Origin of the sequence: Streptomyces sp. SM18 (genome assembly GCF_002910775.2) — a bacterium.
Lineage (GTDB): Bacteria > Actinomycetota > Actinomycetes > Streptomycetales > Streptomycetaceae > Streptomyces > Streptomyces halstedii.
Genome location: NZ_CP029342.1, coordinates 881,660 through 896,896, shown reverse-complemented (window position 1 = coordinate 896,896; position 15,237 = coordinate 881,660). Strand labels below are relative to the sequence as shown.

Genomic DNA, 15,237 nt, shown 5'->3' with positions numbered 1-15,237 from the left:
GCCCCGGAGTCCGTGCCCGAAGAGGCAGGAGGACCCGGTGGCCACCACGGCCGACATCACCGCCATGCGGCGCGCGATCACGCTCGCGGTCCGCGGTCTCGGCGCCACCAGCCCCAACCCGGTCGTCGGCTGCGTCGTCCTCGACGCCGCCGGAGCACCCGCGGGCGAGGGCTTCCACCGGCGCGCAGGCGGACCGCACGCCGAGATCCACGCCCTGCGCGCGGCCGGCGAGAAGGCCCGCGGCGGCACCGCCTACGTCACCCTCGAACCCTGCGACCACACGGGCCGCACCGGCCCCTGCTCGCGGGCGCTCCTCGACGCCGGGATCCGCCGCGTCGTGTACGCGGTCGCCGACCCGGATCCGCGGGCCACCGGCGGCGCGGACACCCTGCGCGCGGCCGGCGTCCAGGTGGAGCGGGGCCTCCTCGCCGACGAGGCGGAGGAGGGCAACACCGCCTGGCTCACCTCGGTGCGCCTGGGCCGCCCGCACGTGCGGTGGAAGTACGCCGCCACCCTCGACGGCCGGGTCGCCGCCGCCGACGCCACCAGCCGGTGGATCACCTCCGCCGAATCCCGCGCCGACGTCCACCGGCTGCGCGCCGAGTCCGACGCCGTGGTGATCGGCTCCGGTACCGCCCGCGCCGACGACCCCCAGCTGGGCGTACGCGGCGTCGAGGGCGCCGTCCAGCCCCTCCGGGTCGTCGTCGACACCGGGGCCACCGCCGTGCGGCCGGGCGCCCGGATCCTCGACCCCACCGCGCCCACCCTGATCGCCGTCGCCCAGGACGCGGAGACCGCGCACCTCCCGCAGGACGCCGTCCTGCGGCTGCCGCGCGCCGCCACCGGCCCCGGCCTGGACATCCCGGCCCTGCTCGCCGCCCTGCACACCCGCGGCGTCCGCTCCGTCCTGCTCGAAGGCGGCCCCGTACTGGCCGGTTCCTTCGTCGCCGCGGGCTGTGTCGACACCGTCGTCGGCTACCTCGCCCCGGTCCTCCTCGGCGCGGGCCCCGCCGCCCTCGCCGACGCCGGAATCACCACCATCGCCCAGGCGTTGCGCCTCGCGGTGACCGAGACGGTCCGCATCGGCCCCGATCTGCGCGTCACCGCCGTCCCCGCTCGGAAGGGAAACTAGTGTTCACCGGAATCGTCGAAGAACTGGGTGAGGTCACCGCCGTCGAACGGCTCGCCGACGCCTCCCGCTTCCGACTGCGCGGCCCGCTGGTCACCGAAGACGCCAAGCACGGCGACTCCATCGCCGTCAACGGCGTCTGCCTCACCGTCGTCGGCCTCGACGGGGACCAGTTCACCGCCGACGTGATGGCCGAGACCCTGAACCGCTCCAGCCTCGGCGCCCTGGCCACCGGCTCCCGCGTCAACCTGGAGCGCCCGATGGCGCTCGGCGGCCGGCTCGGCGGACACATCGTCCAGGGGCACGTGGACGGCACCGGCCGCATCGTGGAGCGCACGCCCTCCGAGCACTGGGAGCTCGTGAAGGTCTCCCTCCCCGGCGGCCTCGCCCGCTACGTGGTGGAGAAGGGCTCGATCACCGTGGACGGCGTCAGCCTCACCGTCGTCGACGCGGCCCCCGACCACTTCACCATCAGCCTCATCCCCACCACCCTCGCCCTGACCACGCTCGGCATCAAGCAGCCCGGCGACCCGGTCAACCTGGAGGTGGACGTCCTCGCGAAGTACGTCGAGCGGCTGCTCGGCCCCGGCCCGGGGACGGAACCCGGGGAGCCCGTCGCATGAGCGCGCTGGACTGGCTGAACTCCGAGGCGTTCACCGCCTTCGGGCAGCACATCATCTGGTCGGACATGCTCGGCAACACCATCGGCCTGTTCGCCCTGGCCCTCGGCTGGCTCCGCTCGGTGTGGACCTGGCCCGCCCAACTGCTCTCCGGCCTCGTCCTGATCGCCGCCAACGTGTCGGTGCAGCAGGCCGGCAGCGTCGGCAAGCAGCTGATCGTCGTCGCCGTCGCCGTATGGGGCTGGCAGCAGTGGACCCGCGGCCGGCGGCAGGCGCAGGACGGCTCCCTCGCCGTACGCTTCGCCACCTGGCGCGAGCGCGGCTACCTGCTCGGCGCGGCCGCCCTCGGCACCCTCGCGGTCGGCGGACTGTTCACCGCCTTCCCGTCCCTGTCCTGGAGCCCGTGGGCCGACGCGTACATCTTCGCCGGCACCCTCGTCGCGATGGTCGCCCAGGCCCGTGGCATGGTCGAGTTCTGGTTCGCGTGGCTGCTCGTCGACCTCGTCGGCGTCCCGCTCAACTTCCACAGCGGACTCGCCTTCTCCGGTCTCATCTACATCGTCTACGGCGCCCTCGTCCTGTGGGGCATGCGCGACTGGTGGCTGCGTACGCGCACACCCGTTCTGGAAGGAGCCACGGCATGACCGACCGTCCCGCCCGGCCCCACGACCTCCCCTACGACCTGTCGCTCGACCCCGTCGCCCAGGCCGTCCGTGACATCGCCGCCGGCCGGCCCGTCGTGGTCGTCGACGACGAGAACCGGGAGAACGAGGGCGACCTCGTCATCGCCGCCGAGAAGGCGACCCCGGAGATCGTCGCGTTCATGATGAGCGAGTGCAGGGGTCTGATCTGCGCGCCCATGGAGCACGACGAGCTGGAACGCCTCGCGCTCCCGCAGATGGTCGCGCACAACACCGAGTCGATGCGGACGGCCTTCACCGTCTCCGTCGACGCCTCGGACGCCCACGGCGTCACCACCGGGATCTCCGCCGCCGACCGCGCCACCACCCTGCGGATGCTGGCGGGCGGTACGGCCGGCCCGGACGACTTCGTACGCCCCGGGCACATCTTCCCGCTGCGGGCCCGGCCCGGCGGGGTGCTGGTCCGCAACGGCCACACGGAGGCCGCGGTCGACCTCGCCCGGCTCGCCGGGCTGCGGCCCGCCGGGGCCATTGTCGAGATCGCCGGCGAGGACGGGACCATGCTGCGGCTGCCCGAACTCGTCCCGTTCGCCCGCAAGCACGGCCTCACGATCATCTCCATCGAGGACCTCATCGCCTACCGGCGCAGCGCCGAGCCGACGGTCCGCCGCGAGGCGGAGGTCCGCCTGCCCACCGCCTTCGGGCCGTTCACCGCGTACGGCTACCGCTCCACCGTGGACGGCGTGGAGCACGTGGCGCTCGTGCACGGCGACCTCGGCGACGGCCAGGACGTCCTGGTCCGGGTCCACTCCGAATGCCTGACCGGCGACATCTTCGCCTCCCAGCGCTGCGACTGCGGCCCGCAGTTGCACGCCTCCATGGAGCGGATCACGGACGAGGGGCGCGGCGTCGTCGTCTATCTGCGCGGCCACGAGGGCCGGGGCATCGGACTGCTGTCCAAGCTGCGCGCGTACGAACTCCAGGAACGCGGCTCCGACACCCTCGACGCCAACCTCGAACTCGGCCTGCCCGCCGACGCCCGGGACTACGCGGCCGGCGCGCGGATCCTCACCGACCTCGGGGTGCGCAGCCTGCGGCTGATGACCAACAACCCGGACAAGACCGCGGCCCTGGTCCGGCACGGACTCGGCGTCACCGGCCGCGTCCCCATGCCGGTCCAGGCCGGTGAGCACAACCTGCGGTACCTGCGCACCAAGCGCGACCGCATGGGCCACGACCTGCCCTGGCTCGACGCCCCCGCGGTGTCGGCCTGCGGCAACCAGTAACCACCGACGCACCACCAGGAGAGACATGAGCGGCAAGGGCGCACCCGAACTGTCCGTACGCAACTGCGGCGACCTCCGGGTCGCGGTGATCGCGGCCCAGTGGCACGAGAAGGTCATGGACGGACTCGTCGACGGGGCCCTGCGCGCCCTGCACGACCTGGGCATCGACGAACCGACCCTGCTGAGGGTGCCCGGCAGCTTCGAACTGCCGGTGGTCGCCAAGGTCCTCGCCGACCGCGGCTACGACGCGATCGTCGCCCTCGGTGTGATCATCCGCGGCGGCACCCCGCACTTCGAATACGTGTCCCAGGGCGTCACCGCCGGCCTCACCCAGGTCGCCGTCGACACCGGGGTGCCCATCGGCTTCGGCGTCCTCACCTGTGACACCGAGGAGCAGGCGCTCGACCGGGCCGGGCTGGAGGGATCCGACGAGGACAAGGGGCACGAAGCGGTCACCGCCGCCGTCGCCACCGCCGCCACCCTGCGCACCGTGAGCGAACCCTGGCGCTGAGCGGCCATCGGGACCCCGTATTCTGAGGACATCATGGCGAACAAAACCTTCGAAGAGCTCTTCGCCGAGCTCCAGCTCAAGGCCGCCGAAGGCGACCCCTCGACCTCCCGTACCGCCGAACTGGTGGACAAGGGCGTGCATGCCATCGGCAAGAAGGTCGTCGAGGAGGCCGCCGAGGTCTGGATGGCCGCCGAGTACGAGGGCAAGGAAGCCGCCGCCGAGGAGATCTCGCAGCTGCTCTACCACGTCCAGGTGATGATGGTCGCCCGCGGGATCTCCCTCGACGACGTCTACGCCCACCTCTGAGCACGGCCCGCTCCTCTTCCCCTTCCCCGACTCCTCCCGTACGAAGGAAAGCTGACCTCATGCTGCGCATCGCCGTCCCCAACAAGGGTTCTCTCTCCGGGCCTGCGATGGCGATGCTCCATGAGGCCGGCTACCAGCAGCGCAAGGAGTCCAAGGAACTCGTCTTGGTCGACCCCTCGAACGAGGTCGAGTTCTTCTACCTGCGCCCGCGCGACATCGCGATCTACGTCAGCTCCGGCCGCCTGGACATCGGCATCACCGGCCGCGACCTGCTCCAGGACTCCGGCGCCGAGGCCGAGGAGATCCTCCAGCTCGGCTTCGCCCGCTCCACCTTCCGCTACGCCACCAGGCCCGGCACGGCCACCGGCCCGCAGGACTTCGGCGGCATGACGATCGCCACCTCCTACGAGGGCATCGTCGGGGCGCACCTCGCCGGCGCGGGCGTCGACGCCTCCGTCGTCCACCTGGACGGAGCCGTGGAGACCGCCATCGAGCTGGGCGTCGCCCAGGTCATCGCCGACGTCGTCGAGACCGGCACCAGCCTGCGCAACGCCGGACTGGAGGTCATCGGCGAGCCGATCATGACCTCGGAAGCCGTCGTGATCCGCCGCAAGGGCGCCCCCGCCGACGAGCCCAAGGTGCAGCAGTTCCTGCGCCGCCTCCAGGGCGTCCTGGTCGCCCGCAGCTACGTGATGATGGACTACGACTGCCGCGTCGAGCACCTGGAGCGCGCGGTCGCCCTCACCCCCGGCCTGGAGTCGCCGACGATCTCCCCCCTGCACCACGAGGGATGGGTCGCCGTACGCTCCATGGTCGCCGCCAAGGAAGCCCAGCGGATCATGGACGACCTGTACGAGCTCGGGGCCCGCGCCATCCTCACGACGGCCATCCACGCCTGCCGCCTCTGACGGCGGGGAACCCCAGTCACGAAGGACGCACCCCATGTCCGCCGCCTCCCCCCGGCCCACCGCACGCCCCGCCCTCCCGGCCACCTTCCGGCCCACCCGCACCCGGGTGGTCCTGCTGGCCGTGGGACTGGTGATGTTCCTCGTCATCACGGCCATCGCGATGATCCTGGAGAGCCTGAGCCCGGGGGAGCGGACCAGCTTCGTCTTCGTCGCCCTGCTCTTCTTCGGCGTCCTGGCCCTGCTCAGCAGGCCCAGGATCGTCGCCGACGAGAGCGGGGTCACCGTGGTCAACATCACCCGGACGCGCCGACTGGCGTGGGCGGAGATCGTGGGCGTCAACCTCCGGGCCGGCGACCCCTGGGTCTTCCTCGACCTCAGCGACGGCACCAGCCTGCCCGCCCTCGGCATCCAGCCCGGAATCGCCCGCGAGCACGCCATCCGCGACGCCCGCGCGCTGCGCGCCCTCGCCGAATTCCATGGCAGTGGAGTGGACGAGAGCACGCGGAACGGCTGAGCCCCCTGCCCCATTCGGCGTCTTCCCGATTATTCTGGAGGACGGCGGCGCCCCGTGCGCGCCCCGCCCCGCACCGAAACGGCCCCTGAGGCCCGCGGGGCATTCCTGCGACCCAAGGAGTGACTCCCTCCAGCAATGGACGGATCGTCCGGTAGTACCTGCGCCGCCCCCTCCCCGGAGGCGGCGGCATGACCACCCCCCTGTTGCTGCTCACCGCGGCATTCCTTCTCATCCTCGCCAACGGATTCTTCGTGGCCGCCGAATTCGGGCTCGTCACGGTGCAACGGCCGGACGCCGAGCGCGCCGCCGCCGAAGGCGACCGCCGGGCCCGCACCGTCGTCGCCGCCCTGCGTGAACTCTCCTTCCAGCTCTCCGGCACCCAACTCGGCATCACCATCACCTCACTGGTGGTGGGCATGCTCGCCGAACCGGCGCTCGCCCACCTGATGGCCGCGCCGCTCACCGCCACCGGACTGCCCGCGGGGGCCGTCCCCGGGGTGAGCGTGGTGATCGGCATGCTGCTCGCCTCCGCCGTCCAGATGGTGATCGGTGAGCTCGTCCCGAAGAACTGGGCGGTCTCCCGCCCGCTCCAGGTCGCCCGGTTCGTCGCCGGGCCCCAGCACCGCTTCTCGGCCGCCCTGCGCCCGGTGATCAGCGCGCTGAACACCGCCGCCAACCGGCTGGTGCGCCTGCTGGGGGTGGAGCCCACCGACGAGCTGGCCTCCGCCCGTACCCCCGGCGAGCTGGTCTCCCTGGCCCGGCATTCCGCCGAGGCCGGCACCCTGGAGCAGGACACCGCCGACCTCTTCGTACGGACGCTGTCCCTCGCCGGACTGACCGCCCAGCACGTCATGACGCCCCGGGTGAAGGTCAGCGCCCTCCAGTCCTCGGCCACCGCCGCGGACGTCCTCAACCTCACCCGGGCCACCGGCCTCTCCCGCTTCCCCGTCTACCGGGAGCGCATCGACGAGGTCGTGGGCATGGTCTACCTCAAGGACGCGCTCGCCGTCCCGGGCCAGGACCGGCGGCGCACCCCGGCGGGGCTCATCGCCGTGACCCCGCTCATGGTCCCCGAGACCCTGCCCGTGGAGCAGCTGCTCCGGCGGCTCCGCAACGAGCAGCCGATCGCCGTCGTGGTCGACGAGTACGGCGGGACCGCCGGTGTCGTCACCCTGGAGGACATCATCGAGGAGCTCGTCGGAGAGGTGCGCGACGAGCACGACGCCGAGGGCGCCGACCGCCCCGACATGACCTCCGTCACCACCGAGGACGGACGCCCCGGCTGGGACGTCGAGGGCAGTTGCCGCGTCCTCACCCTGCGCCGGATAGGCCTCGACGTGCCCGACGGCCCGTACGAGACGGTGGCGGGGCTCGTCGCCGACCTGCTGGGCCGTATCCCGGCCCCCGGCGACTGGGCCGAACTGCCCGGCTGGCGGATCGCCGTCCGCCAGGTCGGCCACTACCGCGCCGAGCGGGTCCGCTTCGTCCGGCTCACGGACCTGCCGGACACGGCACCGCACGCCCCCACCCCGGCACTGCTGGAGGTCGCGCGATGAGCGTCGTGCAACTGCTCTTCGCCGCCCTGCTGGTGCTGGCGAACGGCTTCTTCGTCGGGGCCGAGTTCGCGCTCGTCTCCGTGCGGCGCAGCCAGATCGAACCCCTCGCGGCCGCTGGGTCGGGGCGGGCCAGACAGGTCCTGTACGGACTGGAGCACCTGCCGCAGATGATGGCCGCGGCCCAGTTCGGCATCACCGTCTGCTCCCTCACCCTCGGCGCGGTCGCCGAGCCGACCGTGGCCCACCTGCTGGAGCCGGTCTTCCACGCGGCCCACCTCCCCGAGGGACTCGTCCACCCGCTCGGCTACGCGCTGGCCCTCGTCTGCGTGGTCTTCCTGCACCTCGTCATCGGCGAGATGGTCCCGAAGAACCTCGCGATGGCCGCGCCCGAGCGGACGGCGTTGTGGTTCAGCCCCGGCCTGGTCGGCTTCGCCCGGCTCTGCCGGCCGGTCACCGCCGCGCTCGGGGCCTGCGCCCGGGTCGTGCTGCGGCTCTTCGGCGTCGAGCCGAAGGACGAGGTCGAGGCCGTCTTCACCAGTGAGCAGCTCAACCGGCTCGTGGAGGACGCCGGGCAGGCCGGACTCCTCGAACCGGACGCGCAGGAGCGTCTGGAGGACGCCCTGGAACTGGGCAGCAGGCCCGTCACCGACGTCCTGCTGGAACGCGCGTCGCTGGTCACGGTGGACCCGTCCGTCACCCCGCGCCGGATCGAGGAGCTGACGGTGGCCACCGGCTTCTCACGGTTTCCCGTCTGCGCGGAGGGCGGTGGCGCCTTCATGGGCTATCTGCACGTCAAGGACGTCCTGGAGCTGGAGGACGGCGACCGTGCCGTCCCGCAGCACGTCTGGCGTCCGATGGCCACCGTCCGGGCCGAACTCCCGCTGGACGACGCCCTGACGGTGATGCGCCGCGCCGCGACGCATCTGGCCCAGGTCGCCGACGCGTCGGGCCGGGTGCTCGGGCTGGTCGCCATGGAGGACGTCCTGGAGATGCTGGTGGGCGAGGTCCGCGACCCCGCGCACCGCGTCTCGGTTCCGCGCCGCACGGTGCGGGTGCCGGCGGAGCAGAAGGCGATGGCGCCGCTGGGGCTCACGGGCTGAGCACGCCCCTTCGCCGTGCGGGCCGGACGGTCCGTGCGGCGAAGGGACCGCCGGTCCGGCGAAGGGCGGCCCCCTGCGAAGGGACCGGGCGGCCCGGCCGGCCCGGCCCGGCCCGTCACAGCGCGCCCGGCTCCTGCGTCCCCCGGTCCAGCGGGCCCCTGCCGGACAGCACCTCGCCGTACGCCTGCATCAGGTCCGCCAGCCGCAGCGTGGACAGGTCGTCCCGGCCCGGGGCGGCCGGGTATCCGGACAGCCGCAGATCACGGTAGGCGCAGCTCTTCTCGTACAGGGTGCGCAGGAAGCGGCCGTTGCCCAGCTCGTCGATCCAGCCCTGGTCGACCACGTGCCCGCTGATGCTGCGCAGCTCCTCCAGCGACTCCTCGTCCCACCCGTCGCCGTTCTCGGCGGCCAGCACCTGCCCGATGGCGGTGAGTTCCTGGGGACGGTAACTGGGGAAATCCACCCGGGTCGTGAAACGTGAGGAGAGGCCGGGGTTGGTGGACAGCAGCCGGTCCATGCCCTCCGGGTAGCCGGCGAGTATGACCACGAGGTGGTCCCGGTTGTCCTCGGCACGCTTCAGGAGCACCTGGAGCGCCTCGTCACCGTACGCGTCGCCCTTGCTGTAACCGGAGTTGGAGAGGCTGTACGCCTCGTCGACGAAGAGCACCCCGCCGAGCGCCGAGTCGATCAGCTCGTTGGCCTTCACCGCGGTCTGCCCCAGGAACTCGCCCACCAGGTCCGAGCGCTGGGCCTCCACCAGGTGGTCGCCGCCCAGCAGCCCGAGCGCGTAGAAGACCCGGCCGAGGATGCGGGCGACGGTGGTCTTGCCCGTGCCGGACGGCCCGGAGAAGACGAAGTGCCGCTTCGGGGGCTGCACCGGAAGACCCTGCTCGGCCCGTAGCCGCGCCATGTTCAACTGCGCCGACAGCGCCTTGACCTGGCGTTTGACGGGTTCCAGGCCCACCATGCGTTCGAGTTCGGCCAGCGCCTCCGCCAGCAGCAGGGGGTCGCTCGGCCCGGCCGGGAAGACCGGGGCCGCCGCGCGTCCGCGTCCGGGCTTCTCCCGTGGCCCGGCGCTCCGGGGCGGCGGCACGGTCGCGCCCGGGACGCCCCGGGCGTCCCCGCCCAGCCAGGGTTCGGGGCCGTCCACCAGATCGGTGCCCAGCACCGTGTCCGCGTCCGGCAGCGCCTCCGCGCCCGTACCGTCCGCACCGAGGCCGGCCAGGGACACCGCGGCCAGATCGGCCGTCTCGTCGTAGCCGTCGCCCTCGGAGATGGCCGCGAGCCGGGCGGAGGTGTCCATGAAGGCCGGGTCCACCCGGTGCACCGCCCGGTACAGCGGCAGCGCCGCGGCACTGCGCCCCGTCCCCTCGTGGGCCCGCGCCAGCCAGTACCGCAGCTCCTTGCGCTGCGGCTGCTCGCTGCGGCAGCGCATCAGGGCCGCGGACAGCAGGGGTTCGGCCTGGCCGTACATCTCCAGCCGCACCCGCGCCATGCCGCCGAAGAGCCCCGCCTCGATGCCCAGCAGCGGGTCGTCCACCAGGGGCTCGGTGGTGCGTACGAGCTGGTCCCAGTCCTTGACCAGATAGGAGCGGCAGGCGTGCAGGAAGCGGACCTGCGGATCCGTGTCCACCGGCGGCAGGCCCGCCAGCGCGCGGTCCAGCTCGGGCACATGGCGGCCGTCCAGCCAGTGCGAGGCGTGCGCGAGCAGCAGATCGCGCGGACTCTCCAGCACCGGCTGCACCCACCACCCCAGCCAGTACCAGGAGTTGAGTGTGCGCCGGTGGCGGGTGCGCTGCTCGCCGAAGCGCTCGCGGTGGCGGTACATGCGCAGCAGCGCCGTCGTCGTGTCGATCCGCAGGGCGTGGAGGCCGAGCCAGCCGTCGGCCATGCCGGGATCGAGACGTACCGCCGCTCTGAATTCCTCTTCGGCCTGTGGGTAGGCGCCCATCGTGTAGGCGTCCACGCCACGCAGCCAGGCGAGGTCGGCCGGGGCCTGTGTGCCCTGCGTGCCGATGTCCATCAGCTCCCCCACAAACCGAGCCCCCAGAATGTCCCGCCCGCACAGCATGCCCACCGGGGCGCTCCGAATCACCGCGCGAAGAAAGGGAATTGCCCACACCCGGGTGCATCGTACCCGCGCGTCCGGCGGGCGGGAGAGGGCGTAACCGGCGCTTCTCGGCGGTGACACACGGTGAGAGAACGGTGCCGTGGCACAGGCGTCGGGCCGCTCCGGGGCGGCCGGGGGAGCGGGGGTGGGAGCAGGACGAAGCCCCCGGTCACGGGGGAACAACCGGGGGCTTCGTGTCTACGGGGCTCCGAAAAGCCGCACATTCAGAACGTAAGACCTGTACACCCCCTCGGTCAAGCCGAGTTGGGAGAGTCGTGGGGCGATTCTCCGAGAGATTTCCGGCCACCCGAACCGGAGGCACTCACTCCTCGCTCTGTGTGATGATCTGATTCTTCCCCGCCGTCACTCGGGGCCCTTCCAGCCACACATAACCCTCGGGCCCCTGCCGAATCACCGCGTCCGCGAAGGGATACGAGGGGTCCCGGTCGAAGTGGCGCCGCTCGGCGACGACCCAGCCGTCCCAGAAGTCCGTGAGCCCGGGACCGTCGCGCCGCCGCCCCCGCTCCCAGGACCTCACGGGGTCCAGCTCGATCCACAGCAGGGCCGCGAGGCTCGGCCGCAGCGCCGCCCGGCCCGCCCCCACCCCCTCGACCAGGACCACCGGGGCGGGATCGAGCGTCCGCGGCGGGCCGAAGTGCCGGGCGGTCCAGTCGTACGGCGCGTACCGCGCGGGCTCACCCCGGGAGAACGGCGTGAGCACCTGGTCCCGCAGCCGCTCCGTCCAGCCGAACAACTCCTCGTGCGTGGCCAGGTCGTCCAGGTGCAGCACCGGGGCGCCGCCGAGAGCCGTGGCCAGCCGGGCGGCGAACGTGGTCTTGCCCGACCCCGCGTGACCGTCCACCGCGACCAGCCGTACGGGCCCCGAGGACGGCGGCAGGAGGCGCAGCCGCCGGGCGTGGGCCGCCAGATCGTCCATGGCCCCACCCTACGAGCACGGCCGGGCCCGGCCGGCGTCCACCCGTCCGGCGCAGCCCCAGGTCACGCCAGTGGAGCAGACCAATATTGCTCCGGCGGCACGCGCCGAATCACTGGTCCGATCCCGCCCCGACCCGCGATAGTTGGCGCACCGGACCGGCACCACAGCCCCACATCCGCCCACGACCGGGGGTCTCGCCCATGACCAGACCGACGTCACGCAGGACCGTCCTCACCGCCGCGCTCGCGGCAGCGGCCGGAGCGGGGGCGGCGGCCGCCTCGCCCGCGGCGGCCGTCACCTCCCGCACCCCCTCCGCGCCGACGGCGGCCCCGCTCGTGGACAACCGCTTCTGGAGTACGTACACCGACTGGCGCCGCGGCTCCGCGGCCGGAACCCGGGTGGCCCCCGGGCGCCGCCCCGGCCTGGTGATCGCCACCGCCGAGGGAACCACCGACCACACCGACCCGCACACGGGCGTGACCGCCTCCTGGGAGTACGCGACCTGGACCTCGCCCCTCCACCGCTGCGCCGTCCCGGCCACCGAGGTCATCGCCTCCTGGAACGCCCACACCCCCGCGGGGACCTGGATCCGGATCGAACTGCGCGGCCGCTACTCCGACGGCACCGACACCCCCTGGTACGTGATGGGCCACTGGGCCTCGGGCGACGAGGACATCCTGCGGACCTCCGTCGACGACCAGGGCGACGGCAGGAGCGCGGTGTGGACCGACACCCTCGCGGTGGACGACGCGGCGAGCGGGACGCGGATCACCGCCTACCGCCTGCGGCTCACCCTCCACCGCGCCCCCGGCAGCCGCCGCACCCCCGTCGTCCACCGGGCCGGCGCGGCCGCCTCCGCCGTTCCGGACCGCTTCACGGTCCCGCCCGCGCCCCACCGGACCGTCCGGGAGCTGGCGGTGCCCCGCTACTCCCAGAACGTCCACGTGGGGCAGTACCCCGAGTACGACAACGGCGGGGAGGCGTGGTGCAGTCCGACGTCCTCGCAGATGATCATCGAGTACTGGGGGCGCCGCCCCACCGCCGCCGACCTCGCCTGGGTCGAACCCGGCCTCGCCGACCCCCAGGTCTGCCACGCGGCCCGGTACACCTACGACCACCAGTACGAGGGCTGCGGCAACTGGCCCTTCAACGCCGCCTACGCCGCGACCTACCGGGACATGAACGCCGTGGTCACCCGGCTCGGGTCGCTGACCGACGTGGAACGCCTCGTCGGCGCCGGCATCCCGGTGATCACCTCCCAGTCCTTCCTCAAGGAGGAGCTGACCGGGGCCGGTTACGGCACCTCCGGCCATCTGATGACGGTCATCGGCTTCACCCCCGAGGGCGACGTCGTCGCCAACGACCCCGCGTCCCCGGACAACGACGCGGTACACCGGGTCTACCGCAGGCGGGAATGGGAGAACATCTGGCTCCGCACGAAACGCTACGACGCGAACGGCACGGTCAGGAGCGGTACGGGCGGCGTGTGTTACGTCTACTGGCCGACGCGGCCGACACCGGGCCAGCGACGCGTGCTGGGGTCGCTGGGGCTGGTGTGACCAGACGCGGGCCCGCACGAGACCCGGCGGGTCGTCGCGGGTGACCTCGGGGTCGAGAACCCGGGGCCCCGGTTCGGCACCGGGGGCTCGGGCGCGTACGGCCGGGGCCCGGACGGGAGCCATCCGCTCCCCGGGCCGCCGTCTCGGCGGCGGGGTACCGGCCCCGCGCCGCCCGCTGTGGCGTCGCACACAGCCGGTGCCGTCCGCGCGGCCCGGAAAAGGGCCGCCTCGCGCCGGGGGAGCGGCACGGGGCGGCGGGGGCGGGCACCCGGTGGTCCGGGCGCTGTGACGGGCGTCTCTACCCCCGCCCGGCCTTCTGCGGCACTGTGGTCGGGTCAGGGGGGAGGACCGCAGCCGAACGACCGAGCGAGATGCCATGACCGCGATGCCCACCGCCGAGAACCCCCGCCACGCCCGCCGCGCCCGTACCGGCGGCCCCGACGACGGGCCGAAGGTGCTGGAGCACCTGCTGGGCTGGACCCTCGTCGTGGTCCTCGCCCTGTTCGTCACCCAGGCCGGGCTCCTGTGACCTCCGGCCGCCTCCGCCGCGCGGGAGTCCGCGCGACGGAGAGGGCGGGGCGCCCGCCCGGCACCCCGCCCCTGCCCACCCTGGTGTGCGTGTACCCGGTCCGGGCTAGTTGATGGCCTTGATCAGCTCACCGTCGGCGGTGTCCCCGCTGAGCTCCCAGAAGAAGGTGCCGCCCAGCCCCTGCTGGTCCTTGTACTCCATCTTCGTGGCGATGGTGGCCGGGGTGTCGTAGCTCCACCAGTCGGTGCCGCAGTGGGCGTACGCGGTGCCGGCGACCGTGCCGGTGACCGGGCAGCTGTTCTTGAGGACCTTGTAGTCCTCGATGCCCGCCTCGTACGTGCCGGGTGCCGCGCCGGTGGCGCTGCCGCCCGGTTCCGCCTGGGTGACGCCGGTCCAGCCGCGGCCGTAGAAACCGATGCCGAGCAGCAGCTTCTCCGGCGGGATGCCGAGCCCCTTGAGCTTGGAGATCGCCGCGTCGCTGTTGAAGCCCTCCGTCGGGATGCCCGGGTACGAGGTCAGCGGCGAGTGCGGAGCCGTCGGTCCCTGGGCCGCGAAGGCACCGAAGAAGTCGTACGTCATCGGGTTGTACCAGTCGAGGTACTGGGCGGCCCCCGCGTAGTCCACGGCGTCGATCTTGCCGCCGTCCGACCCGTCGGCGGTGATGGCCGAGGTGACCAGGTTGTCGGTGCCGAACTTCGAGCGCAGCGCCGCCAGCAGGTCGCCGTAGGCCTCCCTGCCGCTGGTGTCACAGGTCAGACCGCAGGCGTTGGGGTACTCCCAGTCGATGTCGATGCCGTCGAAGACATCGGCCCAACGGGGGTCCTCCACCAGGCCGTAGCAGGATTCGGCGAACGCGGCCGGGTTCTGCGCGGCCTCGGCGAAGCCGCCGGACCAACTCCAGCCGCCGAACGACCAGATGACCTTCAGATCCGGGTGCAGCTTCTTCAGCTTGCGCAACTGGTTGAAGTTGCCGCGGAGTTCCTGGTCCCAGGTGTCCGCCTCGCCGTCCACCGACTGGTCGGCCGTGTAGGCCTGCTCGTAGTCGGCGTAGCTGTCCCCGATGGTGCACTTGCCGCCCTGGACGTTGCCGAAGGCGTAGTTGATGTGGGTGAGCTTGTCGGCCGAGCCCGACGTCTCGATGTCCTTGACGTGGTAATCGCGCTGGTAGACACCCCAGTTGGTGAAGTATCCGACGACCTTGCCGCCGGCGGCCGTGGGGGTGGCCTCCGCGGCTGTGGGGGTGGCGGCGGAGGCGGTGACGGGGGCCGCGCCCGCCGTCGACGTACCCGCGACACCGAGCAGCGCGGCGCCGAGGGCTCCGGCGCAGGCGGTCGCGGCGAGCGCCCTGAGGCGGCTGCGGGAACGGTGAATTCCGGTCATTCTGGCTCCTCGTGGGGGAGGGCTTCGATGGATGCCCCACCGCGCCCGTGGTTGGCATGGACGCGATGAGGCATGGGGGAGACCGTAGGAGGACTAGACCAGTTGGGTCAATGGTTCGGACCAATTTCCCTGATCATCGGCTCCTGGGACC

Annotated in this window: 15 protein-coding genes; 12 read left to right on the top strand and 3 right to left on the bottom strand. The window is 72.7% G+C overall.

What is annotated here, in order from left to right; all coding sequences use genetic code 11:
* The first annotated feature begins 37 nt into the window (after positions 1–37).
* From ribD to B9S64_RS03750, 10 genes are all read left to right on the top strand, one after another.
* On the top strand, positions 38–1,132 hold the full coding sequence (ribD, locus tag B9S64_RS03795; protein WP_103488745.1) for a bifunctional diaminohydroxyphosphoribosylaminopyrimidine deaminase/5-amino-6-(5-phosphoribosylamino)uracil reductase RibD: 1,095 nt from the start codon (positions 38–40) through the stop codon (positions 1,130–1,132).
* Positions 1,132–1,752, top strand: coding sequence for a riboflavin synthase (locus tag B9S64_RS03790; RefSeq protein ID WP_103488746.1), 621 nt, complete (start codon positions 1,132–1,134; stop codon positions 1,750–1,752). Before ribD ends, B9S64_RS03790 begins: the two co-directional genes overlap by 1 nt.
* Complete coding sequence (locus B9S64_RS03785) at positions 1,749–2,393, top strand: nicotinamide mononucleotide transporter family protein (protein ID WP_103488747.1); 645 nt, start codon at positions 1,749–1,751, stop codon at positions 2,391–2,393. The genes B9S64_RS03790 and B9S64_RS03785 overlap by 4 nt, the downstream gene beginning before the upstream one ends.
* A complete protein-coding gene (locus tag B9S64_RS03780) occupies positions 2,390–3,676 on the top strand; it encodes a bifunctional 3,4-dihydroxy-2-butanone-4-phosphate synthase/GTP cyclohydrolase II (RefSeq protein WP_103488748.1) in 1,287 nt (428 codons plus the stop codon). Before B9S64_RS03785 ends, B9S64_RS03780 begins: the two co-directional genes overlap by 4 nt.
* Positions 3,677–3,701: 25 nt before the next feature.
* Complete coding sequence (gene ribH, locus B9S64_RS03775; protein ID WP_093531258.1) at positions 3,702–4,187, top strand: 6,7-dimethyl-8-ribityllumazine synthase; 486 nt, start codon at positions 3,702–3,704, stop codon at positions 4,185–4,187.
* A 33-nt stretch (positions 4,188–4,220) separates the two neighbouring features.
* Positions 4,221–4,493 (top strand): phosphoribosyl-ATP diphosphatase, encoded by a 273-nt coding sequence (locus B9S64_RS03770; RefSeq protein ID WP_018490177.1) that lies wholly within the window; start codon positions 4,221–4,223, stop codon positions 4,491–4,493.
* 59 nt (positions 4,494–4,552) lie between these two features.
* Complete coding sequence (hisG, locus tag B9S64_RS03765) at positions 4,553–5,401, top strand: ATP phosphoribosyltransferase (protein ID WP_103488749.1); 849 nt, start codon at positions 4,553–4,555, stop codon at positions 5,399–5,401.
* Between the two features lie 34 nt (positions 5,402–5,435).
* Positions 5,436–5,915, top strand: a complete 480-nt coding sequence (locus B9S64_RS03760) for a PH domain-containing protein (RefSeq protein WP_103488750.1) — start codon at positions 5,436–5,438, stop codon at positions 5,913–5,915.
* Positions 5,916–6,103: 188 nt separating this feature from the next.
* Positions 6,104–7,471 carry a hemolysin family protein gene (locus B9S64_RS03755; protein WP_103488751.1) on the top strand — a complete coding sequence of 456 codons (1,368 nt, stop codon included), beginning with the start codon at positions 6,104–6,106 and terminating at the stop codon, positions 7,469–7,471.
* Complete coding sequence (locus B9S64_RS03750) at positions 7,468–8,571, top strand: hemolysin family protein (protein ID WP_103488752.1); 1,104 nt, start codon at positions 7,468–7,470, stop codon at positions 8,569–8,571. Before B9S64_RS03755 ends, B9S64_RS03750 begins: the two co-directional genes overlap by 4 nt.
* A 115-nt stretch (positions 8,572–8,686) precedes the next feature.
* Here the strand turns inward: B9S64_RS03750 and B9S64_RS03745 are convergent, their stop codons facing one another.
* Complete coding sequence (locus B9S64_RS03745) at positions 8,687–10,594, bottom strand: AAA family ATPase (protein WP_103488754.1); 1,908 nt, start codon at positions 10,592–10,594, stop codon at positions 8,687–8,689.
* A 409-nt stretch (positions 10,595–11,003) separates the two neighbouring features.
* Entirely contained in the window at positions 11,004–11,618 is a 615-nt protein-coding gene (locus B9S64_RS03740) for a uridine kinase (RefSeq protein WP_103488753.1), read from the bottom strand.
* A 200-nt stretch (positions 11,619–11,818) separates the two neighbouring features.
* Here B9S64_RS03740 and B9S64_RS03735 point away from each other — a divergent pair, with 200 nt between their 5' ends.
* Positions 11,819–13,177 (top strand): peptidase C39 family protein, encoded by a 1,359-nt coding sequence (locus B9S64_RS03735; protein ID WP_103505177.1) that lies wholly within the window; start codon positions 11,819–11,821, stop codon positions 13,175–13,177.
* 376 nt (positions 13,178–13,553) lie between these two features.
* Positions 13,554–13,706: an SCO1431 family membrane protein gene (locus tag B9S64_RS03730; protein ID WP_103490248.1), complete on the top strand. Its 153-nt coding sequence runs from the start codon at positions 13,554–13,556 to the stop codon at positions 13,704–13,706.
* Positions 13,707–13,811: 105 nt separating this feature from the next.
* On the opposite strand, the gene B9S64_RS03725 is transcribed toward B9S64_RS03730, so the two are convergent.
* On the bottom strand, positions 13,812–15,086 hold the full coding sequence (locus B9S64_RS03725; protein WP_103490247.1) for a glycoside hydrolase family 18 protein: 1,275 nt from the start codon (positions 15,084–15,086) through the stop codon (positions 13,812–13,814).
* Between the last annotated feature and the right edge of the window lie 151 nt (positions 15,087–15,237).